The following is a 21,437-nucleotide window of genomic DNA, read 5'->3' as shown; positions in this document are numbered from 1 at the left end:
TTTAATTTAAATTACGAATAATTTATTTTTTTAAGAGTTTCTTCTGCCTTCCTCTTGTTTTTTAACTTTTTTTTAATATATTCGACCATCTTTACTTAAAGATTAACCCTAATTATTAACTAAAACAAATCAAGTTTACAATGAAAAAAATCATTTTTTCTTTTGCAATAGTAGCGATAGCTTTTGTTGCATGTCAGCAAAATTCTGACGAGGTAGTACCAAATCAAGAAGCAGCTCAAATAGATATGAGCGACTTTTACGTTCATACTAATGTTGATGCTTCGAAAGCCTCAAGCGACGCAAAAAACGACAAATGTCAAAGTATGTCTGTATTAAACAGACAATTAAAAGAAAACCCTAGTCTAGAGAATAGAATGTTTGCAATTGAAAAACATACTAGAACATTTATTGCTGGTAAAAAACCAAGTGGAAACCCAGGTGGTGGAAATAATGGTGGTGGCGGTGATCCTCCTCCTCCAACAGGCTATACAGGTACAATTACTATTCCTGTTGTTGTAAATGTATTAGAAGATGCAAATCATCCAGTTACTCAAGCACATATCAATTCTCAAATCGCTATTTTAAATGCTGATTTTAACAACAACAATCCTGGAACAAGTGCTATTCCTGCAGAGTTTGCAAGTTTAGTTGCAGATGCAGACGTTACATTTGTATTGGATGCTGTTAATAGAAAAGCTTCAAGCAAAACATCTTGGGGAACTAATGACGCAATGAAACTTTCTAGTCAAGGTGGTATTGATGCTACTGACCCAGCTAATTTCTTAAACATATGGGTTTGTGAAATAGGTGGTGGAATTTTAGGGTATGCGCAATTTCCTGGAGGATCTTTAGCTACAGATGGTGTTGTTATTGGATCTGATTTCTTAGGTGAAAATACTGCTGGTGGACAATATGGACACGGAAGAACAGCAACTCATGAAGTTGGTCACTGGTTAAACTTACGTCATATTTGGGGAGATGGTAGATGTCGTCAAGACGATTTTGTTGCTGACACACCAAGTTCTGATGCACCAAATTATGGATGCCCATCGTACCCAACTGTGAATTGTAAATCTAACGATATGACTATGAACTATATGGATTATGTATATGACGATTGTATGTATATGTTCTCTAATGGTCAAAATGATAGAATGAGAGCAATTTTTGCTTCAGGTGGTTCTAGAGAAAGTTTTGTACAATAAAATACTTTTAAAAAGATAAAAAAGGGAGCTTTAAGCTCCTTTTTTTATACCTTTAAATTACTAAATTTTACCTAAAATGAAATTCGTAAAATATCTTTTTCTTATTGTTATTCTTCATAGCTGTAAAGCGCAAACTAATTTAAAAACTATGATTATTAATTATGATGCCACTACACGTGGTAGTTCAATTAAATTTGAAGTTACTTCAACGAAAGTGTATTATAAAGATATTGAGAAGACTATAGAAACAAAAACGAATTCGAAATTTTGGAAAGAAATTACAACTATTGTTGAACAAATAAACCTTACTGAAATAGAAAGTTTTTCTTCACCTACAAGCAATAGAAATGTTGATGCTGCATTACACGCAACTTTAAGTATTTCTATAAATGATTTAATTTATGAATCTCAAACATTTGATCACGGAAACCCGCCAGATAAATTAAAACCTTTAATTGAAGTTCTATTTAAAGTTTTAGAATAATTATTTAAGAAGTCTATTTTCTTCCAAAGTCAGCAGGAATTTCACCCCAAGCCTTTGTTTCCCATTTTAAAATAGTAGTTGAGTAGGTGTTATTTTTAAGCCAAATTTCAGCACGTTTTATCAAATCAAACAATACTTTATTTTCTACAGTAATAGGTAAATTTGTTCTACACTGTCCTTTTTTTACCCAACTTATTGCAATTCTAGAATCAGAATAAATAGGCAAATTGCTCTTTAATTTTTTCAAAAATCCCAATCCGTGAACCAAAGCCAAAAATTCACCTATGTTATTGGTTCCTTTATCAAAAGGCCCTTGAATAAAGAATTGCTTTTTAGTTTTGGTATTTACACCTCTGTATTCCATTTTCCCAGGATTCCCACTACAAGCTGCATCAACTGAAAGAGATTCTAAATTTGGTTTTCCTATTAATTTTAATTCTTCTGAAGAAAGCTGTACTTTTTTAGTGTCTTTCCCAACATAATCTGCATAATTCCCTTTAAATGCTTTTTCAGCAACTTCTTTTGATGCAAAAGATTTGTATTGAGCTCCTTTAAAATCGGAAATGTGCTTTTTACACATATTCCAAGATGTAAAAACGCCTGTTTTGTGGCCATTCCAAATTACATAAAACTTTTTTTTACTCATTTTCTAAAATAACTTGTTCTATAACTTTTGCAAAATTTTCTTGCTCTAAAATATGAATTTTTTTAGCAACATCTTTAGCTGTATCACATACCAATACTTCAAAACTTTGTTGAAAAATAATAGCACCTTCGTCATAATTTTCATTCACATAATGAATGGTGATACCCGATTCTTTCTCTTTGTTTTTAACAACTGCATTGTGCACATGCATTCCATACATACCTTTTCCACCGTATTTAGGAAGCAATGCCGGGTGAATATTTATTATTTTATTAGGAAACGCTTCAAGTATATTTGTAGGGATTTTCCATAAAAAACCAGCTAAAATTAAATAATCAGCTTTTAATTTTAAATTGTTTAATAACTCTTCTGAATTATAAAAATCTGCTCTACTAAAGGGTAAACTCTCCACATTCAAATGTTTGGTTCTTTCCAATACATAAGCATCTTTTTTATTAGAAAGCACTTGAGTAACTATTGCTATATTGCTGTTTTTGAAGTGTTTAATTATATTTTCAGCATTAGTACCTGAACCTGAAGCCAATATTACAATACGTTTCATTTGTACTATTTTTAAGTTCTGTTATTCAACAAATAAAACGAATAATTAACAACTTTTACTGCTTAATTAAAAAAACTTTTTTTAATTTTAAAAATCAATTGTCATCTTTTATTAAGTAAAAGATTTTCATTTCAATAAAGTTTTATATTTTTGCGCAGTAATTAAAATTTAAAAAAAAGAATTATGTCAGACATTGCATCAAGAGTAAAAGCCATTATCGTAGATAAATTAGGCGTTGACGAAAATGAAGTAACAATCGAAGCTAGCTTTACTAATGATTTAGGAGCTGATTCACTTGATACTGTTGAATTGATCATGGAATTCGAAAAAGAATTTGATATTCAAATTCCAGATGATCAAGCAGAAAACATTGGTACTGTTGGTCAAGCAATTAGCTATATAGAAGACGCTAAAAAGTAATCTCTATATGGAAATTAAACGAGTTGTAGTAACTGGACTTGGTGCATTAACACCAATAGGTAATAATATAGAACAATATTGGAATGGCCTTGTTAACGGTGTTAGCGGGGCAGCTCCAATAACTTATTTTGATGCTACTAAGTTCAAAACTCGTTTTGCTTGTGAATTAAAAAACTTTGAAGTTACAGATTACTTGAACAGAAAAGAGGCTCGTAAAATGGATAAATTCACACAGTACGCTATGATAGCTACTGATGAAGCCGTAATCGATTCACAATTAGATTTAGAAAAAATTGATAAAGATAGAGTTGGTGTAATTTGGGGCGCAGGTATTGGCGGTTTAGAAACATTTCAAAATGAGTGTTTGAATTTTGCTGCTGGTGATGGTACTCCAAGATTTAACCCTTTCTTTATTCCAAAAATGATTGCTGATATTGCGCCAGGGCAAATCTCTATTAAATATGGATTTAGAGGTCCTAACTTTGCAACTGTATCAGCTTGTGCATCCTCATCAAACGCAATTATTGATGCTTTAAATTACATTCGCTTAGGATATGCAGATGTAATGGTAGCAGGTGGTTCAGAAGCTACTATAACTATTGCAGGAATTGGAGGGTTTAATGCTTTACAAGCGCTTTCAACAAGAAATGATGATCCTGCAACAGCTTCAAGACCTTTTGATAAAGATAGAGATGGCTTTGTTTCAGGTGAAGGAGCAGGAACACTTATTTTAGAAGAATATGAGCATGCCAAAGCAAGAGGCGCAAAAATATATGCAGAAATAGCAGGTGGAGGCTTATCAGCCGATGCTTACCATATTACAGCGCCACATCCTGAAGGATTAGGTGCAATAAACGTAATGAAAAACTGCTTAAAAGATGCTGGTTTAAAACCAGAAGATGTAGATGCTATAAATATGCACGGAACTTCAACACCACTTGGTGACATTGCTGAATCTAAAGCGATTGTAGAAGTATTTGGTGAACATGCTTATACGCTAAACATTAACTCAACAAAATCAATGACTGGTCATTTATTAGGTGCTGCTGGTGCTGTTGAAGCTATCGCTTCAATATTAGCAATGAAAAACGGAATAGTACCTCCTACAATAAATCATTTTACTGATGATGATCAAATTGATAGTAAATTAAACTTTACATTTAATAAAGCTCAAAAACGTAACGTTAAAGTTGCAATGAGCAATACTTTTGGATTTGGAGGTCACAATGCTTGTGTGCTTCTAAAAAAATTGGATTAACAACAACAAACTTGAATGAGCTTCATTCGTAAATTCATAAAAACTCGCTCTAAAAGAGATGAATTATTTTATGTGACTTTAAAAAAATTAATAGGTTTTAAACCTATTAATTTAGAACTCTACAAAAAAGCTTTTATTCATAGATCTATTAAAAGCATTGATAAAAAAACAGGACTTCAAATTAATTACGAACGATTAGAGTTTTTGGGTGACGCAATGCTAAGTGCTGTTATTGCTTCACATTTATTTCAAGAAGTACCATCTGGAGATGAAGGTTATTTAACCCAAATGCGTTCTAAAATTGTGAGTAGAGAGCATTTAAATGAACTTGGAAGAGACTTCAACTTACTTCTTTTTGTAAAAAGTAATGTTTCAAAATCAAAATTTGGAGACGATATTCATGGAAATATATTTGAAGCTTTAGTTGGAGCCATTTATTTAGATAGAGGATACCGTTATTGTGAGAAATTTATTCACAAAAGAGTTGTTGTTCCTTATGTTGATGTACCTAAGTTAGAAGGGAAAATTACTAGTTATAAAAGTTTATTTATTGAATGGTGTCAAAAACAAAAAAACGAATTTTTGTATGAAGTGTATGAAGATACTGGTAATGATACCATTAAACATTTTAGTGTCAAACTTTTTTTAGAAGGTAAAATTATTGCAAAAGGAAGGGCTACATCAAAGAAAAAAGCAGAAGAAATAGCTTCTAAAAGAGCCTATTATGCTTTTCAAAATGAAATTACCAATTCATAATTGGTAAAAACGAATACGATTTCGTAAAATTATTAGTTACTATACTTAAACAATAGTATTTTTGCCACATTAATATTCATTCTTTATGCAACTATTAACGATAGATTTAGAAGATGATTATTTTTTAATCGGAATTCACACACCCGAAGAAGATTACAGATTGGCATATTTAATAAATACGTTTTTAAAAACTAAACTAATTAGATCTAATTACCACTTAGATTTTAATAATTCCAATGCCAAATTTCCACTATTTGAGTATAAAGACAAAAACAATTTTATAAATTATTATTTAATAAATAACAAGTATTCACAACTTGTAAATAAGAAACAAAACAAAGGTTTATTTGATGGTAATTACAGTACAATTTCCTACTTAATACCTGAGAAAAAGAAAGTAGATTATTTTTTAAAAATTGAAGGCTGTAATCAACAAAATCTAATTATTAATTTAGTTAAAAAATTAAATAGCATTCATCAAATAATTACTTCATACGCAATTGAACCTAATATCTTAAAATCAAAAGATCACCTAATTTTTTAACTATGGCAAATAACAGAAAACGTACTAAAATTGTTGCAACTCTTGGCCCCGCTTGTAGCTCCAAAGAAATTATTGAAGAAATGATGGAATCTGGTGTGAATGTGTTTAGAGTTAACTTTTCACATGCAGACTATAAAGATGCTGAAGAAAAAATTAAAATAATTAGAGATATTAATAAACACCGTGACTTTCATGTAGCAATTTTAGCCGATTTACAAGGGCCAAAATTACGTGTAGGTGTAATGGCTGAAAAAGTAAAATTAGCATTAGGTGACACTTTTACTTTTACTACAGAAAAGTGTGAAGGAACTAAAGAAAAAGCCTTCATGACCTATCAAAATTTCCCAAAAGACGTAAAAGTTGGAGAGCATATTTTGGTTGATGATGGTAAATTATTATTTGAAGTAACTGCAACTAATGGTACTACTGAAGTAACTGCAAAAGTTTTACGTGGTGGGAAATTAAAATCTAAAAAGGGTGTTAATCTACCAAACACAAATATTTCACTTCCTGCACTTACTAAAAAAGATATTGAAGATGTTTTATTTGCAATTAAGATGGAAGTTGATTGGATTGCATTATCTTTTGTAAGAACACCCGATGATTTAATTCAACTAAATCAATTCATAAAAAAACATTCACGCTATAAAATACCTGTAATAGCAAAAATTGAAAAACCTGAAGCTGTTGCAAATATTGATAAAATAACTGCGCATTGTGATGCTTTAATGGTTGCGCGTGGAGATTTAGGAGTTGAAGTTCCTATGGAAGAAGTTCCTTTAATCCAAAAAAGATTAGTGCTAAAAGCAAAAAAAGCACATATTCCAGTTATTATTGCTACTCAAATGATGGAAACAATGATTGAGAATCAAGTTCCAACAAGAGCTGAGGTGAATGATGTAGCAAACTCAATTATGGATGGTGCAGATGCTGTAATGCTTTCAGGAGAAACATCGGTTGGTGAGTTTCCTATTGAAGTAATTAAACAAATGCGTAGAATTATTGAAAGTGTTGAAAACTCTCCATTAATCTCAACATTTGATGAAAATATTCAGTGTGTTAATAACCGTTATATTTCAAAAATAATTTGTCGTCAGGCTGCTTTAATGGCTAATACTATTAATGCCGAAGTAATTACAACATTAACAAACTCTGGTTATACAGCATTTCATATTTCTTCTTGGAGACCAACATCTAATATTTTAGTGTTCTCTTCAAACAGAAGAATTTTAGCAATGCTAAATTTATTATGGGGTGTAAAAGGTGTTTATTATGACAAGTTTGTAAGTACTGACCAAACCATTGAAGATATAAATACTTTAGCGAACCAAAAAGGATATTTAAAAGAAGGTGATTTCGCAGTTAATATTACCTCAATGCCTGTTAAAGAAAGAGGTATGGCTAATACACTACGTATTACTGAATACGGCAATTAAAATTAGTTACTTTTAAGTACAGCATATAAAGCAAAAGAAGCTAACCAATGGGCTCCGGCATATTCTTCTGAGTCCATTTTTTTGTAACTAAACTCAAAATGTTTGTTAGCTAAATTTACCATTTTTTCATTTTCTAGCGCATTTCCTATTTCATATAAACACCAAGCTCTACTAAAGTTAAGGCCATCTAAATGTGCTAATTTACCATCTGATCTATCGGTTACTTCAACAATATTTAAATATTGAGAAGGATTATTTCTAAAGTTTGGTAAAAAAGCATCTAACCAAGCTATATATTCTTCTTTTGTTAGCACTTTTAACATTAAAGAAGCTTCTTGTAAACATGGGGAAAGAAAATCAAAACCTCCTGGCTCCCAATTAATTGGACATCCTTTATCATTTATATAATATTCTTTAGCTTTAACTGTTATTATTTCAGCTAATTCTGGTGAATATTTTTTTGCATAATCCATCGCGAAGGATAAACCAAAAGCTGTGTTAGCGTGCTCTCCAACTCTAATTGGATAATTTAATTTTGGTAAAAATTCTATATATTTTTTCTCAATAAGTTTAACCAAAGGCTTTAGGTTTTCATACATTTTAGTTGCTTCTTTTGAATTCCAATCTTGTAAAGTTTCTGCAACTTTTAACATCCAAGCCCAACCATAAGTTCTTTCAAAAGTTTTATTGTGAACATCATCAAAATATTGCACTTCTTTTAAAATATTATCTTTAGTAATATTCTGTTTAAGCTTCCTCAATATAGCTTCTCTATGTTTAAAATTTGGAAGTTCTTTTACAATATTTAACAAAGCCCAGTGTCCATGCACTGATGAATGCCAATCAAAGCAACCATAAAAAGAAGGATGCAATTCTGATGGTTCTTTTAAATCTGTTTTATCTCCTAAAACTTGTCCCAATTTATTTGGGTATTCTTGATCAATACACTCAAAAGCAAAGTGATATAAATAGGTTGCAGTTACATCGTTCAATTGAGGTTTTATAGCTATTTCTTTATGTAAAGTTTCAACAATAGTTTGTTTTTCCTTTTTTTGATTACAGCCTACAACCAATGCAATTATTACAGCAAATAACACTCCTTTTTTCATTCTCTAAAATTTTATATTCGTTTTAATAACCGTAGCATCATTCATAACAAAAGGCATTGGCATCATTATTTCTGACCGCGGTGTTAAATTAAATTGAGGATTTGTAAATAAATCATATTTAACTTCCAACACATCAATATCAAATTTTTGATTTTTATCTACCATGAACTCTAAATCTATAATTTCATTTTCTTTTGTGAAATAATAGCTCATTAAAGTTCCTTCAGCCATAGATAATCCTAAATTATCATCTGTTTTATTTGGAACAACGGTTTCATTCACTTTAAAAACTTTAAAAACAGTTGGTATTTTAGTTGTTAACTCAACTTTATTTGCGTTTCTAAGAGATAATATACTTAAACAAACTTTTCGTTCATTATTAACAATAGTATCAGATACAATGGTAATTATTGGCTTCTTAAATTCTTTAATTTCAGTAGTTGCATGTAGCTGAATACTTGTTTTATATTTACTTGCAGTAGTGTTAGTGTCATAATTCCCTTTAGTTGGGTTTTCGCCTAAAAATTGTTTGGTAAAGTTATCTACTTTAGAATTATAACTTGCCCAATATGCTTTATTATTATTTGCATCTAATACATACAAAATACTATTTGGTTGTCTTCTATCAATAGAATACGATGAAAAAATAGCAGCTGTAATAAATGCTAAAATAGAAATTGATAAAAATAAATTAGCCAAGTTTTTAGAGTTTTTATACTGTTGAAAAACCGGTATTAAAAACCCGAATAACAATACCGTAAAAATTGAGCTAGCTACTAACATTTTTAGCCCTAAACCAACAGGTAACATTTTTAATAAAGGTGCAAAAATTACTAGTACAGGTATTGATAAAATAGTGAAAAGTAGGATAGTTTTACTTTTGCTTTCTGAAAAAATTAATATTAAAAGTACAAGTAATGAAACTATAATTGGCAAAATAAAAAATGCTGAACCTTGTAGGTAAAAAGCTATTCCACCATTGATTAATAACCAGAAAAATAATGGTGCTATCAATAAATCTTGTATAGTTCTTTTTTTGAAAAAACCTTTATAAAACCAAAAACAAATAGCTAAAGTTAATGCAATAAAAGCTGCAATATAATAATGCCCATTATAGGTAAATCCGTGTAAAATATCATTGTATTGTGGGTGTATTTTTAATACTAATTCCCACCCAAAAAAAGTAATTAAAGTAGCAACTATTAGCGAAAGTAAAAAAGGTACAAATCCTTTTAAAATTCCTTTTACAGTTAACTTCTTTTTTGAAACACCAATAATTAGTAGCATAAAAAATAATACTGCACAAACTACAAACATTGGTAAAACCCAAGAAAATGGATAAAATACCAATCCAAAATAAGGGAAATTAAAATACACATAATCTTCTTGTGATTTTAGATTTTCTAAACTGTTATTTGAAAAATAATCTAATGTAGCTGTTAAATAAGATGCCTGATGATTAAAGGTGTTTAAATCCATTCTTTCATAAGAGTCTTGTACCGTATGATAGTCAAAATGATCATCAATAAAAGCAAAGTTATATCCATCAATATCTCCATCTTCTCTAAAAACAGTTAAATCAGTATCATTTGGAAGCATTTTATAAATACTATACATTAACGAATTCCCTACTGGATGAGAAGCATTTGCTTCGCCTAAAGCTTCAATTAAATTTTTATTTCCGCCATTAGTTTCAAGTAAAATATAACTTGGACCACCGCTACCACGAGCTTCAAAATTTAAAACCAATCCAACATCTTTTGCCCAAGAATGATGATTTACAAATGCATTGGCACCTAACAATCCTAGTTCTTCAGCATCAGAAATACAAATAATAATATCGTTTTTTGGTTGTTTGTTTTTAGCTAAAAAAGCTCTAATTCCTTCTAAAATTACAACTACTCCACTTCCGGCGTCACTTGCACCTAGAGCTGAGTGCGGATTAGAATCGTAGTGAGAAAGCAACAACAATGCTTTTCCTTGTCCGCTTCCTTTTATTCGTGCTAAAATATTTTTAGTATTGGCTGCTGCTCTCCACTTTTTATTAACAGCAAATTGTTCTTGTACCTCAACTTTTAAATCTAATTCTTCTAACTCAGAAACTATATAATTTATCACATTTACATGTTCAGCTGAACCAGTAAAGTGTGGTTTTTCAGAGATTTCTTTTAAATGAACTAATGCTTTTTCGGTTGAAAACTCAGTTAATTCAGTAGTTTTTTTAATTTCACCTGAAGGCATTAACGAATTAAAACTAATATAAACTGCTGTAATAATAATTAAGAATGATATTACTTGATGATGTTTTTTTGAAATCATTTTTGATGAATTAAATTTTTTAAAATTAACTCATTTTTTAGTTTAATTAAAATAAAATATTGACGTTTCATTAAATTTAACCTCAAAAGCAATAATTAGTGCTTTCTTTTAACCTTAATTCTTATATATTTGACAATCTTTTGAAGAAACTTATTATGGATAGACGGAAATTTTTTAGAAACGGATCATTATTTGCACTTGGAACTTCATTATTAAACCCTTTTGATTTAAGTGCTGCTCCTATAGATTTTGACACTTTAAAAAAGAACAAAAAAGCAAAAAATATTATTATTGTTGTAAGTGATGGAATGAGTTCTGGAACATTAAATATGACCGATTTATATTTAGATAGAAAAACCGGCATTGGGAGTAATTGGCTTCAATTATATAAAGAAAATAAAATATCTCGTGCTTTAATGGATATGGCTTCGGCAAGTTCAATTGTAACTGATTCAGCTGCTGCAAGCTCATCTTGGGGTGGTGGTTTTAGAATTAACAATGGCGCTTTAAATGTTGGGCCAAACGGTGAGCATCATTTACCAATTTGGCAAAAATTTAAAAAAGCAGGGAAAATGGCTGGTTGTGTAACGACTGTGCCAATAACTCATGCAACACCTGCCGGTTTTTGTGTAAATAGCACCTCTAGAAATTCACAACCTGAAATAGCTGAAAAATATTTAGATTTAGGATTTGATATTATGATGGGTGGTGGTGAAAAGTATTTTTCTTCGGAATATAGAAAAGATAAAAAAGATATGTTTCAAGAATTTGCTAAAGGTGGTTATCAAGTTGTAAAAACTAGAAATGAGATGTTTTCAGCTGATAATAACAAACCAATTCTTGGTATTTTTCAGCATGACGGGCTTCCTTATACTATTGACCGAAACAACAATAAAGAACTTACTGAAAAAGTTCCAACATTGGCTGAAATGACTCAAAAAGCAATTGATCGCATGAAAGATCATCCTGAAGGATTTGTACTACAAATTGAAGCTGGAAAAGTAGATTGGGCAGCTCATGGAAATGATATTGCTGGTTTAATTTACGACCAAACAGCACATGATGAAGCTATTAAAGTTGCCATAGATTTCGCTGAAAAAGATAATGACACGCTGGTTATTATCACTACTGATCACGGAAACTCAAATCCTGGTGTAATTTCTGGAAAAGAAGCTAATGATAATTTTGACACTGTACAAAATTACAAACATACAAACGATTGGATTTTGAATGGTTTTGGTAAAGAAACTTCTATTTCGCAAGTAAAAGAACGTATAGAGTATGCAAATAACTTTGCAGTTACAGATAAAGAAGCTAAACGCCTTTTAAGATATTACAACGACATAAAATCTGAAGACGGTTTATACAATGCCAGACATTTGCCTTTTAGAACACTTTCTGAAATTCAAAAAGAACATAATTCTATAAGTTGGATTAGTATGCATCATTCATCAGATTATGTAGAATTAGCCATGTTTGGACCTGGAAGCGACTTATTAAAACCATTTATAAAAAATACAGATTTACACTACCTAATGTTGGAAGCAGCTGAAGTTGAAAATAAGTTTTAACTTATTCTTTTCTAATCAATAAATAATAATCATTTTCTAAGGCTAAATAACCTTGGTCATAAATATAATAATAGGTATTTCCTGTTTTTGTGGTATAAATTGAAGTAAAATAATTAAAATCAAAATTACCATCTAACAACTTTGTTCTGGTAACTTTAGTTTTACCCGTTGGGTTTAAATCAGCCAATAAATGGTGATTTTTACGAAGTCTATTATTAATATTTCTTATTAAGTTTTTACTTTCTTTGTTTACTTTATTGTTGAATGAATTTCTACAATAATCTGAACAAAACTTCTTGTCAACTCGTCCATTAAACGGCTCACCACATTCTAAACAATTTTTTTTCATAGCAATTTTTTTTCTTTTTCAGTTAAGTTTTTAAATTTTTACGTGACTCCAGTTTTCACCAGATTTTATTCTATATAATTGCATTTCAGAAATCCCAAATTGTTTCGCTATCATTTTCATTCGTGTTCTTCTGTTTGGATCAAATATCTTCTTTTTAATTAACCGAACTCTTCCTTCTGATAGTTTTGAATATGTAATCTTACCAATTCTAGCTATCTTTTTTGGGTTTTTTTTATGATGCAAAAACATATCTGATTTATTTACCCATTTTAAATTTGAAACTACATTATTTTCTTTGTCAAAATCTAAATGAATTACATATTTTTCATCTTCTTTCTTCTCTAAAAATAACAGTGCAACTAATCTATGCACATAACTAGATGACGATTTTAATTTTCCTTTTTTCTTTATCCCAAAAGATATATACTCACTTACTAATGATGTTGGAGACAATCTCCAATTCTCATCATATACTTTTTTCTTTTTAACTCTTCCGTAATTTGAAACCATATATTCATCGTCATCACTCCAATGTTCTTCTTTGTACGGCTTCCATAATTCATTTTTAAAATCAATAATCATGTGCTAGTTTTTTTAAAGGGTATAACAAATATACTTAAAAATAGCCACTTACAAACGACTACAAACGTTTACATACGAAAGTAATTAACTAACAACCGAATAAAACAAAACAACTAACCAATATTTGCACTGTTGAATTGAACGAATGAGATTCAACTTATATAAAACCTTATCTTATGAGTACGTTAAGAAACAAAGTGCAGTTAATTGGAAATTTAGGAAACAACCCTGAAATTATTACATTAGATTCAGGAAAAAAATTAGCTAAATTTTCATTAGCAACCAATGAAAGTTACAAGAATACACAAGGAGAAAAAGTGACTGAAACACAATGGCATAATTTAGTTGCATGGAATAATACTGCAGAAATTATTGAAAAATATTTAGAAAAAGGAAAAGAAATAGCTATTGAAGGAAAATTAACTTCAAGAAGCTATGAAACCAAAGAAGGCGAAAAAAGATATGTGACTGAAATAATTGTGAATGAGCTTTTAATGTTAGGAAGCAAATAGTGTGGAAAATTGTTTTGAAAAAGAGAAAAAAGCGCCAATAGGCGCTTTTTTTATTTATAATTCATAGATAGCTGTATACGCTTTCTTACAACATCAACTTCTAACACTTTAACAATTACTTGTTGATGTAAGTTTACAATTTCATTCACATCAGTCACAAATTTATCTGACAAGTTTGAAATATGAACTAGACCACTTTCTTTAATTCCAATATCTACAAAACAACCAAAATTGGTAATATTATTTACAATCCCTGGTAAAAGCATTCCAATATTCAAATCATTTATAGTTCTAATATTTTGATTGAAAGTAAAAACTTTAGCCGTTTCACGCGGATCTAAACCTGGTTTTTCTAATTCTTTAACAATAGCTGTTAATGTAGGCAAACCAACTGAATTTGTACAGTAAGTTTGTAAATTTAATTGTTTTGAAACTTGATTGTTATTCATTAATTCAAGAACGCTTTTCTTTTGATCTTTTGCCATTTTAGCTACTATCTCATAACTTTCTGGATGTACTGCAGAATCATCTAACGGGTTTTTAGCATTTTTAATTCTTAAAAAACCTGCGCCTTGTTCAAAAGCTTTTTCTCCCAGACGTGGTACTTTTTTTATCTCATCTCTTGAAGTAAATGATCCATTTTCTTTTCTAAAATTGACAATTTTTTCAGCTAATTTAGGCCCAATACCTGAAACATAACTTAATAATGAAGTACTTGCAGTATTCACATTTACACCAACTGTATTTACACAACTTTCAACCACAATGTCTAATGATTTTTTCAATTTAGTTTGATCAACATCATGTTGGTACTGCCCAACTCCTATAGATTTTGCGTCAATTTTTACCAATTCAGCTAAAGGATCGGCCAATCTTCTTCCTATTGAAATTGCACCTCTAACTGTAACATCATAATTTGGAAATTCGTCTCTTGCAATTTTAGAAGCTGAATAAATAGATGCGCCTGCTTCACTTACTACAAAAACCTGAATATCTTTATTAAATCTTATTTTTCTAATTAATTGTTCCGTTTCTCGTGATGCTGTTCCGTTTCCAATAGCAATAGCTTCAATTTTATATGCATCAACTAATGAACTAATTTTTTTTATCGCCCCTATTTGATCGTTTTGAGGAGCGTGTGGGTAGATGTTCTCATTATATTCCAAACCTCCTTGCGCATTTAAACAAACAACTTTACAACCACTTCTAAAACCAGGGTCAATTGCCAAAATAGTTTTTTCGCCTAAAGGAGCTCCTAATAATAATTGCTTTAAATTTTTGGCAAAAACTTGAATTGCATTTTCATCAGCTTTTTCTTTTGAAGTATTTAAAATTTCGTTTGAAAGTGCTGGAAATAATAAACGTTTATAAGCGTCTTGTGTGGCTAATTTAATTTGAGCTGAACAATCATTATTAGTCCGAATAATTCGGGCTTCAATTTTACCTAAAGCCCTTTCATTATCAATTTCAATTTTTACACGAATAAAACCTTCATTTTCTGCTCTTAAAATCGCTAATAAACGATGTGATGGACAACGATTTAAAGCTTCAGACCAATCAAAATAATCTTTATATTTTTGAGCTTTTTCTTCACTTTCTAATTTTTTAATAACTTTTGATGTTATTACAGCAAATTTTTCTAATTGATACCGTATACTATTTCTTATATCAGCTCTTTCATTAATCCATTCAGCAATTATATTACGTGCGCCTTCTAATGCGTCATCTTCATTAACAACCTCATTCGTTAAATAATTTGTAGCAATAAAATCAATGTTATTAGCTCTTTGGCTCATAATTATTTTAGCCAATGGTTCTAACCCGTTTTTACGAGCAGTTTCAGCCTTTGTCTTACGTTTTTTCTTAAAAGGAAGATAAATATCTTCCAACACAATTAAATTGTTCGCTGCCTTAATTTTCAATTTTAATTCATTGGTTAAAAAATTTTGTTCTTCCAACGCTTTTAAAATAGTTGTTTTACGTTTTTCGAGTGCTGAAAACTGAGATTTATACTTTACTATTTCACCTATTTGAACCTCATCTAAATCACCTGTTCGTTCTTTTCTATATCTTGAAATAAAGGGAATTGTACAATCTTCATTTAATAATTGAATGGTATTTTTAATACCAATTTCAGGAAGATTTGTTTGTGATTTTATAAAGTTTAGTAGTTGCATTTAATAATTTATGAGTGTGGTTTTAATCTTTAAATTTTTTCAAACGATATTCTTTTGATCCTGAAAAATAGTTTCCTAAAATATAATAATCTTTATATTTAAAAACTGTTTTCCCTTTAGGAAAGTAGTGATCTTTTTCTTCAAAATCTTTTATCTTGTCAAAAGCATTATCTTTTATTTCTCCTGTAATATGGTTAAAATTGGCATCAAATAAACATTTAATATACGTAGATTTTGTTTGAGAATAATAGTTAAAATTATTAAAAGTTGGATTGAAATATATATTTACTGAGCCCATATTTCCAATTGTTCCTGCTCCAATATTAAATCCACCTGTCGGTCCCATTGGCATTCCAAAAGACATTCCTCCTCTTGCAATCTCTACTTTACCACCTAAAGTAATTTGATATTTATTATGAGCCTTATGAATAGAAACCCCAATATCTCCTGTTGTGATTTTTCTTAAAAACTTTTTGGTTTTTTCTAACTCTCTATAATTATCATACATTCCTCCTTTTTGAATTATTGGCGTATTTTTAAACGTAATTGAATCATTTACAGTTGCTGAATATTCTTTAATTAGTTCTCCTGAATTAAAATTTTGAATAGTAAAGGTAAATTTTTCAGGTGTTGAAGCAATTGCGTATAAATAATCACCATTTAAATACGTATTCGTTTTTTTTGAAACCGATTGAATTTCGTTAAAAGGTTTTTTAAACCGTTTCACTTCTTTCTCAAATGAAATTATATCAACTAAGATAATTTGAGAAAAACTCTTATTTTGATCAAAAGAAAAAACAAATTTACCATCTCTTATATAAAATTTTCTAAAAGCAGAAGCAACTTCTATTGAGTTGGGTGTGTTTTCAGTAATTTTTTTAACCCCAACACTACTTTTTGTTCCGTAAAGACCTCCTGTTATTGTTAAAAGTTCGTAAAGTGTTGCGTTTTTACTAACTCTGTTTATAAACCTTTCTTTAGAAAAATCAACTTTAGTTACAACATAATTCCCATCGTCGTCAAAAGAATATATATTTAAAATTGATGTTTTTTTTGTTGCTGAGATTACATAAAATTTATTTTCAATAACAGCTGTTTGAATAAATTTTTCATTTTTAGACTTTAAAGTAAACTCCTTAAAATCAGAGCTATTACTAGTGTATGAAAAATTTATAGTTGCAAATTTATCTTTTTTGGCATTTGTAAAGTACACTCTATAATCATTATCTTCAGAAATACTATTTCCTATCAACGTTTTATACTTTCTACTTCTATCGTCAGAACTTAATTGTTTTGTAATTTCAAAATTACTATTTAAAATGTACCCATAAACTTTAGTTGCATCAACTATAAACAAAGAAATATCGTTATTCTTTTTATTTACAATTGGAATTACTTGTTTTATGCCTGTTGAAGATGTTTTTAAATAATTTTTAAATGCTACTATTTCTTCCTGAGAAAAAGTTACTATACTAAAACTTAAAGCAACAATTGAAAATAATTTTCTGTACATAGATCATTTTTTGAACTACGAATATAAACAAACTAGCTTATTTGTTCTCCATTAGATACTGAATCATTTTCAGGTTCAATAAAGGCTAATTTACCATCAGGTGTATCAGCCATTAATATCATTCCTTGGCTTTCAACTCCACGTAATTTTCTTGATGCTAAATTTACCAAAACAGTTACTTTTTGACCAATAATATCCTCCGGTTTAAAGCTTTCTGCAATTCCAGAAACAATAGTTCTTGTATCAATTCCAACATCAACTTTTAGCTGTAGTAATTTTTTTGTTTTTGGTACTTTTATCGCCTCAATAATGGTTCCAACACGTATGTCTAGTTTTGTAAAATCATCAAATTTAATCGTTTCTTTTTGAGGTTCTACAACTTTATTCTCAGCTTCATTTGCCAATTTAGTAGCAGCTAATTTATCTAATTGAGCTTGAACTTCACTGTCTTCAATTTTAGCAAATAACAACTCTGCTTTTCCAATTTGATGATTTGAAGCTATTAATTCCATTTTTTCAGAAACAGTATCCCAACTTAATTTGTCATTGTGAGACTCATTTTTTTGAGTTGCGGCAATCTCTTTGTTTGATGAGATTACTTCGTCGCTTTTCTCCTCGTAATGACGGAGGTTTAAAATTCCTTTTAGCTTTGTTGAAGTAAATGGTAAAAATGGTTCACAAACAACTGATAACCCTGTTGCAATTTGTAAGGCAACATACATAATGGTTTTAACACGTTCTGGGCTTTCTTTTATAACTTTCCAAGGTTCTTCATCTGCCAAATATTTATTCCCTAATCGCGCTAAATTCATTAACTCTTGTGAAGCTTCTCTAAATCTATATCTATCAATTGAACTTCCAATTATTGAAGGAAATTTTTGTAGTTTTTCTAATGTTTCATTATCTACATCTAAAAATTCATTTGGTTCAGGAATAATGCCATCATAATATTTATTGGTAAGCACTACTACTCTATTAATAAAGTTTCCGAAAATAGCCACCAATTCGTTGTTATTTCTTGCCTGAAAATCTTTCCAAGTAAAATCGTTATCTTTTGTTTCAGGTGCGTTTGCCGTTAAAGCATAACGTAACACATCTTGCTTACCTGGAAAATCTTCTAAATATTCGTGCAACCAAACTGCCCAATTTTTTGAAGTTGAAATTTTATTTCCTTCTAAGTTTAAAAATTCGTTTGCAGGTACATTTTCAGGTAAAATATAGCTTCCTTCTGCTTTTAACATTGCTGGAAAAATAATACAGTGAAATACAATATTATCCTTTCCTATAAAGTGAATTAACTTTGTTTTTTCGTCTTTCCAATATGGTTCCCAATCTTTCCCTTCACGCTCAGCCCATTCTTTAGTTGATGAAATGTATCCAATAGGTGCATCAAACCAAACATATAACACTTTCCCTTCAGCTCCCTCAACAGGTACAGGAATTCCCCAATCTAAATCACGTGTTACAGCTCTTGGTTTTAAACCATCATCTAACCACGATTTTACTTGTCCTAATACATTTGTTTTCCAATCTTTTTTATGTCCTTCAACAATCCATTCTCTTAACCATTTTTCGTACTTGTCCAACGGTAAATACCAATGCTTGGTTACTTTTGTAGTTGGTACATTTCCTGTAATTGCAGATTTTGGATTTATTAAATCTGTTGCATTATGACTTGTTCCACAGCTTTCACATTGATCGCCATAACTTTCTTCGTTTCCACATTTTGGGCATGTTCCAACAACAAATCTATCAGCTAAAAACTGATTTGCTTCTTCATCATATAACTGCTCATTAGATTCTTCAATAAATTTACCTTCATTGTACAACTTCTTAAAAAATTCAGAAGCTGTATCATGATGTACTTTTGCCGAAGTACGAGAGTAATTATCAAAAGAAATTCCAAAATCTTGAAAAGATTTTTTAATAATAGCGTGGTATTTATCTACAACATCTTGTGGTGTAATTCCTTCTTTTTTTGCTTTTAACGTAATTGGAACACCATGCTCGTCTGATCCGCAAATATAAATTACATCATTTCCTGTAGTACGTAAATAACGTGCATAAATATCAGCCGGTACGTAAACGCCTGCTAAATGCCCAATATGAACGGGTCCGTTTGTGTAAGGTAATGCCGCTGTAATTGTATATCTCTGTGAATTGCTCATTAAAATTTATTTAAGAAAGCACAAAAATAAGGATTAATGTTGATTTTTAGATTTGTTTAAGTGTTGAATTACACATAAAATCTTTTCTAGTCTTACATTTGACTTTCTACATAATAATAGTATTTTTACTAAAAGACTTCGAATGCTAAAAAAAACCCGCTTTCAACTACTAAAAATATTCATTTTTAGCTTACTATTTACTTCGTTTGGGCATTCACAAACAAATACTTCTTATACTTCACTTAAAAAACCTGCATATTTAAAAGTTGGAGATACCATAGCTATTGTTTCTCCGGCAGGAATTTTAAAAAATAAAGAACCTATTGAAAAAGCTGTTAAACTTGTTAAAAGTTGGGGTTTGCATGTTGTTTTAGGGGAACATTTATTTGGGACTAATTTTCATTTTTCAGGAACTGAAAAAGAACGCATAAAAGACTTTCAAACTGCTTTAGATTCGGGAAATGTGAAGGCAATTTGGTGTGGAAGAGGTGGTTATGGCACTGTTAGAATTATTGACGGTTTAGATTTTACCAAGTTTAAGAAAAATCCAAAATGGATTATTGGTTATTCTGATATTACCGTTTTACATAGTCACATTCATAATTTAGGCTATGAAACTTTACACGCTATGATGCCTGTAAATATGAAGGTTGAAGAAAAAAAACGTGTTAAAACTGTAAAAACGTTTAAAAAAGCACTATTTGGTAAACCGTTGAAATATAAAGTTAAGGAATCAACCTACAATAAAGTTGGTGAAACAAGAGGGCAATTAGTTGGTGGAAATCTCTCAATTTTACAAAGCTTATTAGGTTCAGTTTCTTCAATAAATACCAACCAAAAAATAGTATTTATTGAAGATGTTGGTGAATATTTATATAATATTGACAGAATGGTTTATGCTCTAAAACGAAGTGGGTATTTTAAAGAATGTAACGGAATAATTGTTGGCGACATGACCAATATTAAAGATAATTCTACACCATTTGGACAAACAGTTGAAGAAATTGTTTTAGAGGCAACAAAAGAATATGATTTTCCAATTTTATTTGGTTTTCCTGGTGGTCATGACGATATTAATAAAGCACTATTTTTAGGAAGAGAAATTGAACTAAAAGTTGGGAAACAACACTCAACAGTAAAGTTTAGCGACTAAAATTAGTTTCGAAAAATTGCGAAAAAATGGCTACACATAATGATTTAGGTAAAAAAGGAGAAGAACTTGCTGTAGATTTTCTTCAAAAAAACAAGTATAAAATTTTAGATTGTAATTGGCGTTATAAAAAAGCTGAGGTTGATATTATTGCGCTAAAAAATAACACTTTAGTCGTTATTGAAGTTAAAACACGCTCATCTAATTATTTTGGAAACCCGCAAGATTTTGTAAACCCTAAAAAAATTAAATTATTAGTTGAAGCCATTAATGAATATGTGACTTCTAAAGATTTAGATGTAGAAGTGCGGTTTGATATTATTGCAATTTTAAAAAATAAAAATACTTTTGAGATTGAACATTTGGAAGATGCTTTTTTGCATTTTTAATTCAAGTTATTGAGGTTTTTATAAGTAATCATCAATTTTACACATTTTTATTACCAACAAATAGTTAAACTATTGATTTATTAGATTTTAAGGAAATAATTATAAAAGGAACAATAGAAATAAATAAACGCACGTAACATTACAAACCAATGTTTACGTTCTAGCTTATTCTAAATCATTCTTAGCTTGAGTAACATTCTGAAATGTCGGTGAATTCTCTGTAATTCTGCCTGCACCCTTTTTATTAATTTTGAAAGTAACATCTTTTGTTGTAGTAAATAAAAGAA

20 protein-coding genes are annotated in these 21,437 nt (G+C 29.9%); 11 read left to right on the top strand and 9 right to left on the bottom strand.

Annotated elements, in window-relative coordinates; genetic code table 11:
- Positions 1 to 140: 140 nt before the first annotated feature.
- Both GQ540_RS01095 and GQ540_RS01090 read left to right on the top strand, forming a co-directional pair.
- Positions 141 to 1,205 carry a zinc metalloprotease gene (locus GQ540_RS01095; RefSeq protein WP_291796061.1) on the top strand — a complete coding sequence of 355 codons (1,065 nt, stop codon included), beginning with the start codon at positions 141 to 143 and terminating at the stop codon, positions 1,203 to 1,205.
- A gap of 76 nt (positions 1,206 to 1,281) precedes the next feature.
- Positions 1,282 to 1,689, top strand: a complete 408-nt coding sequence (locus GQ540_RS01090; protein ID WP_291796060.1) for a hypothetical protein — start codon at positions 1,282 to 1,284, stop codon at positions 1,687 to 1,689.
- A gap of 13 nt (positions 1,690 to 1,702) precedes the next feature.
- Here the strand turns inward: GQ540_RS01090 and GQ540_RS01085 are convergent, their stop codons facing one another.
- Both GQ540_RS01085 and GQ540_RS01080 read right to left on the bottom strand, forming a co-directional pair.
- A complete protein-coding gene (locus GQ540_RS01085) occupies positions 1,703 to 2,335 on the bottom strand; it encodes a ribonuclease H family protein (protein ID WP_291796057.1) in 633 nt (210 codons plus the stop codon).
- Positions 2,328 to 2,897: a phosphoribosylglycinamide formyltransferase gene (locus tag GQ540_RS01080; protein ID WP_291796054.1), complete on the bottom strand. Its 570-nt coding sequence runs from the start codon at positions 2,895 to 2,897 to the stop codon at positions 2,328 to 2,330. The genes GQ540_RS01085 and GQ540_RS01080 overlap by 8 nt, the downstream gene beginning before the upstream one ends.
- Before the next feature lie 183 nt (positions 2,898 to 3,080).
- On the opposite strand from GQ540_RS01080, the gene GQ540_RS01075 reads away from it, so the two are divergent.
- The 5 genes from GQ540_RS01075 (at position 3,081) to pyk (ending at position 7,311) form a co-directional block, all read left to right on the top strand.
- Entirely contained in the window at positions 3,081 to 3,317 is a 237-nt protein-coding gene (locus GQ540_RS01075) for an acyl carrier protein (RefSeq protein ID WP_134248150.1), read from the top strand.
- A gap of 7 nt (positions 3,318 to 3,324) precedes the next feature.
- Entirely contained in the window at positions 3,325 to 4,575 is a 1,251-nt protein-coding gene (gene fabF / locus GQ540_RS01070) for a beta-ketoacyl-ACP synthase II (protein ID WP_291796044.1), read from the top strand.
- Between the two features lie 15 nt (positions 4,576 to 4,590).
- Positions 4,591 to 5,331: a ribonuclease III gene (gene rnc / locus GQ540_RS01065; RefSeq protein WP_291796041.1), complete on the top strand. Its 741-nt coding sequence runs from the start codon at positions 4,591 to 4,593 to the stop codon at positions 5,329 to 5,331.
- 85 nt (positions 5,332 to 5,416) lie between these two features.
- Positions 5,417 to 5,875: an IPExxxVDY family protein gene (locus tag GQ540_RS01060; protein WP_291796038.1), complete on the top strand. Its 459-nt coding sequence runs from the start codon at positions 5,417 to 5,419 to the stop codon at positions 5,873 to 5,875.
- 2 nt (positions 5,876 to 5,877) lie between these two features.
- Positions 5,878 to 7,311: a pyruvate kinase gene (gene pyk / locus GQ540_RS01055; protein WP_291796035.1), complete on the top strand. Its 1,434-nt coding sequence runs from the start codon at positions 5,878 to 5,880 to the stop codon at positions 7,309 to 7,311.
- 2 nt (positions 7,312 to 7,313) lie between these two features.
- Here the strand turns inward: pyk and GQ540_RS01050 are convergent, their stop codons facing one another.
- Complete coding sequence (locus GQ540_RS01050) at positions 7,314 to 8,420, bottom strand: DUF2891 domain-containing protein (protein ID WP_291796032.1); 1,107 nt, start codon at positions 8,418 to 8,420, stop codon at positions 7,314 to 7,316.
- 3 nt (positions 8,421 to 8,423) lie between these two features.
- Positions 8,424 to 10,739 (bottom strand): M28 family peptidase, encoded by a 2,316-nt coding sequence (locus GQ540_RS01045; RefSeq protein WP_291796029.1) that lies wholly within the window; start codon positions 10,737 to 10,739, stop codon positions 8,424 to 8,426.
- Between the two features lie 155 nt (positions 10,740 to 10,894).
- Between GQ540_RS01045 and GQ540_RS01040 the strand changes: the two genes are divergently transcribed.
- Positions 10,895 to 12,310, top strand: coding sequence for an alkaline phosphatase (locus GQ540_RS01040; protein WP_291796025.1), 1,416 nt, complete (start codon positions 10,895 to 10,897; stop codon positions 12,308 to 12,310).
- A 1-nt stretch (position 12,311) separates the two neighbouring features.
- Here GQ540_RS01040 and GQ540_RS01035 read toward each other — a convergent pair whose 3' ends face one another.
- Both GQ540_RS01035 and GQ540_RS01030 read right to left on the bottom strand, forming a co-directional pair.
- Positions 12,312 to 12,659, bottom strand: coding sequence for a hypothetical protein (locus tag GQ540_RS01035; protein WP_291796022.1), 348 nt, complete (start codon positions 12,657 to 12,659; stop codon positions 12,312 to 12,314).
- Positions 12,660 to 12,689: 30 nt separating this feature from the next.
- Positions 12,690 to 13,241 carry an HNH endonuclease gene (locus GQ540_RS01030; RefSeq protein ID WP_291796019.1) on the bottom strand — a complete coding sequence of 184 codons (552 nt, stop codon included), beginning with the start codon at positions 13,239 to 13,241 and terminating at the stop codon, positions 12,690 to 12,692.
- A gap of 176 nt (positions 13,242 to 13,417) precedes the next feature.
- Between GQ540_RS01030 and GQ540_RS01025 the strand changes: the two genes are divergently transcribed.
- Entirely contained in the window at positions 13,418 to 13,753 is a 336-nt protein-coding gene (locus GQ540_RS01025; RefSeq protein ID WP_291796016.1) for a single-stranded DNA-binding protein, read from the top strand.
- A gap of 50 nt (positions 13,754 to 13,803) precedes the next feature.
- On the opposite strand, the gene GQ540_RS01020 is transcribed toward GQ540_RS01025, so the two are convergent.
- Genes GQ540_RS01020 through metG form a run of 3 tightly spaced genes read right to left on the bottom strand, consistent with a single transcriptional unit; the run spans position 13,804 to position 19,611 of the window.
- A complete protein-coding gene (locus tag GQ540_RS01020; RefSeq protein WP_291796013.1) occupies positions 13,804 to 15,930 on the bottom strand; it encodes a Tex family protein in 2,127 nt (708 codons plus the stop codon).
- Between the two features lie 22 nt (positions 15,931 to 15,952).
- Positions 15,953 to 17,443, bottom strand: coding sequence for a hypothetical protein (locus tag GQ540_RS01015; protein WP_291796010.1), 1,491 nt, complete (start codon positions 17,441 to 17,443; stop codon positions 15,953 to 15,955).
- Between the two features lie 32 nt (positions 17,444 to 17,475).
- On the bottom strand, positions 17,476 to 19,611 hold the full coding sequence (gene metG / locus GQ540_RS01010; protein ID WP_291796007.1) for a methionine--tRNA ligase: 2,136 nt from the start codon (positions 19,609 to 19,611) through the stop codon (positions 17,476 to 17,478).
- A 142-nt stretch (positions 19,612 to 19,753) separates the two neighbouring features.
- On the opposite strand from metG, the gene GQ540_RS01005 reads away from it, so the two are divergent.
- Both GQ540_RS01005 and GQ540_RS01000 read left to right on the top strand, forming a co-directional pair.
- The gene (locus tag GQ540_RS01005; RefSeq protein ID WP_291796005.1) at positions 19,754 to 20,764 is read left to right on the top strand and encodes an LD-carboxypeptidase; all 1,011 of its coding nucleotides are present in this window, start codon (positions 19,754 to 19,756) and stop codon (positions 20,762 to 20,764) included.
- Positions 20,765 to 20,790: 26 nt separating this feature from the next.
- On the top strand, positions 20,791 to 21,150 hold the full coding sequence (locus tag GQ540_RS01000) for a YraN family protein (RefSeq protein ID WP_291796002.1): 360 nt from the start codon (positions 20,791 to 20,793) through the stop codon (positions 21,148 to 21,150).
- Positions 21,151 to 21,437 lie beyond the last annotated feature (287 nt).

This window comes from Lutibacter sp., assembly GCF_013139515.1.
In the GTDB taxonomy this organism is placed as follows: Bacteria; Bacteroidota; Bacteroidia; order Flavobacteriales; family Flavobacteriaceae; genus Lutibacter.
This window is presented reverse-complemented; position numbering and strand designations above follow the sequence as displayed.

Excerpts from the sequence above, each read along its gene's own strand:
- GQ540_RS01000 (WP_291796002.1), top strand. The coding sequence starts at position 20,791 with ATGGCTACACATAATGATTTAGGTAAAAAAGGAGAAGAACTTGCTGTA.
- GQ540_RS01040 (WP_291796025.1), top strand. The coding sequence starts at position 10,895 with ATGGATAGACGGAAATTTTTTAGAAACGGATCATTATTTGCACTTGGA.
- GQ540_RS01095 (WP_291796061.1), top strand. The coding sequence starts at position 141 with ATGAAAAAAATCATTTTTTCTTTTGCAATAGTAGCGATAGCTTTTGTT.
- GQ540_RS01085 (WP_291796057.1), bottom strand. The coding sequence starts at position 2,335 with ATGAGTAAAAAAAAGTTTTATGTAATTTGGAATGGCCACAAAACAGGC.
- GQ540_RS01060 (WP_291796038.1), top strand. The coding sequence starts at position 5,417 with ATGCAACTATTAACGATAGATTTAGAAGATGATTATTTTTTAATCGGA.
- GQ540_RS01035 (WP_291796022.1), bottom strand. The coding sequence starts at position 12,659 with ATGAAAAAAAATTGTTTAGAATGTGGTGAGCCGTTTAATGGACGAGTT.
- GQ540_RS01005 (WP_291796005.1), top strand. The coding sequence starts at position 19,754 with ATGCTAAAAAAAACCCGCTTTCAACTACTAAAAATATTCATTTTTAGC.
- pyk (WP_291796035.1), top strand. The coding sequence starts at position 5,878 with ATGGCAAATAACAGAAAACGTACTAAAATTGTTGCAACTCTTGGCCCC.
- metG (WP_291796007.1), bottom strand. The coding sequence starts at position 19,611 with ATGAGCAATTCACAGAGATATACAATTACAGCGGCATTACCTTACACA.
- GQ540_RS01030 (WP_291796019.1), bottom strand. The coding sequence starts at position 13,241 with ATGATTATTGATTTTAAAAATGAATTATGGAAGCCGTACAAAGAAGAA.
- GQ540_RS01045 (WP_291796029.1), bottom strand. The coding sequence starts at position 10,739 with ATGATTTCAAAAAAACATCATCAAGTAATATCATTCTTAATTATTATT.
- GQ540_RS01090 (WP_291796060.1), top strand. The coding sequence starts at position 1,282 with ATGAAATTCGTAAAATATCTTTTTCTTATTGTTATTCTTCATAGCTGT.
- GQ540_RS01050 (WP_291796032.1), bottom strand. The coding sequence starts at position 8,420 with ATGAAAAAAGGAGTGTTATTTGCTGTAATAATTGCATTGGTTGTAGGC.
- rnc (WP_291796041.1), top strand. The coding sequence starts at position 4,591 with ATGAGCTTCATTCGTAAATTCATAAAAACTCGCTCTAAAAGAGATGAA.
- GQ540_RS01020 (WP_291796013.1), bottom strand. The coding sequence starts at position 15,930 with ATGCAACTACTAAACTTTATAAAATCACAAACAAATCTTCCTGAAATT.
- GQ540_RS01025 (WP_291796016.1), top strand. The coding sequence starts at position 13,418 with ATGAGTACGTTAAGAAACAAAGTGCAGTTAATTGGAAATTTAGGAAAC.
- GQ540_RS01075 (WP_134248150.1), top strand. The coding sequence starts at position 3,081 with ATGTCAGACATTGCATCAAGAGTAAAAGCCATTATCGTAGATAAATTA.
- fabF (WP_291796044.1), top strand. The coding sequence starts at position 3,325 with ATGGAAATTAAACGAGTTGTAGTAACTGGACTTGGTGCATTAACACCA.
- GQ540_RS01080 (WP_291796054.1), bottom strand. The coding sequence starts at position 2,897 with ATGAAACGTATTGTAATATTGGCTTCAGGTTCAGGTACTAATGCTGAA.
- GQ540_RS01015 (WP_291796010.1), bottom strand. The coding sequence starts at position 17,443 with ATGTACAGAAAATTATTTTCAATTGTTGCTTTAAGTTTTAGTATAGTA.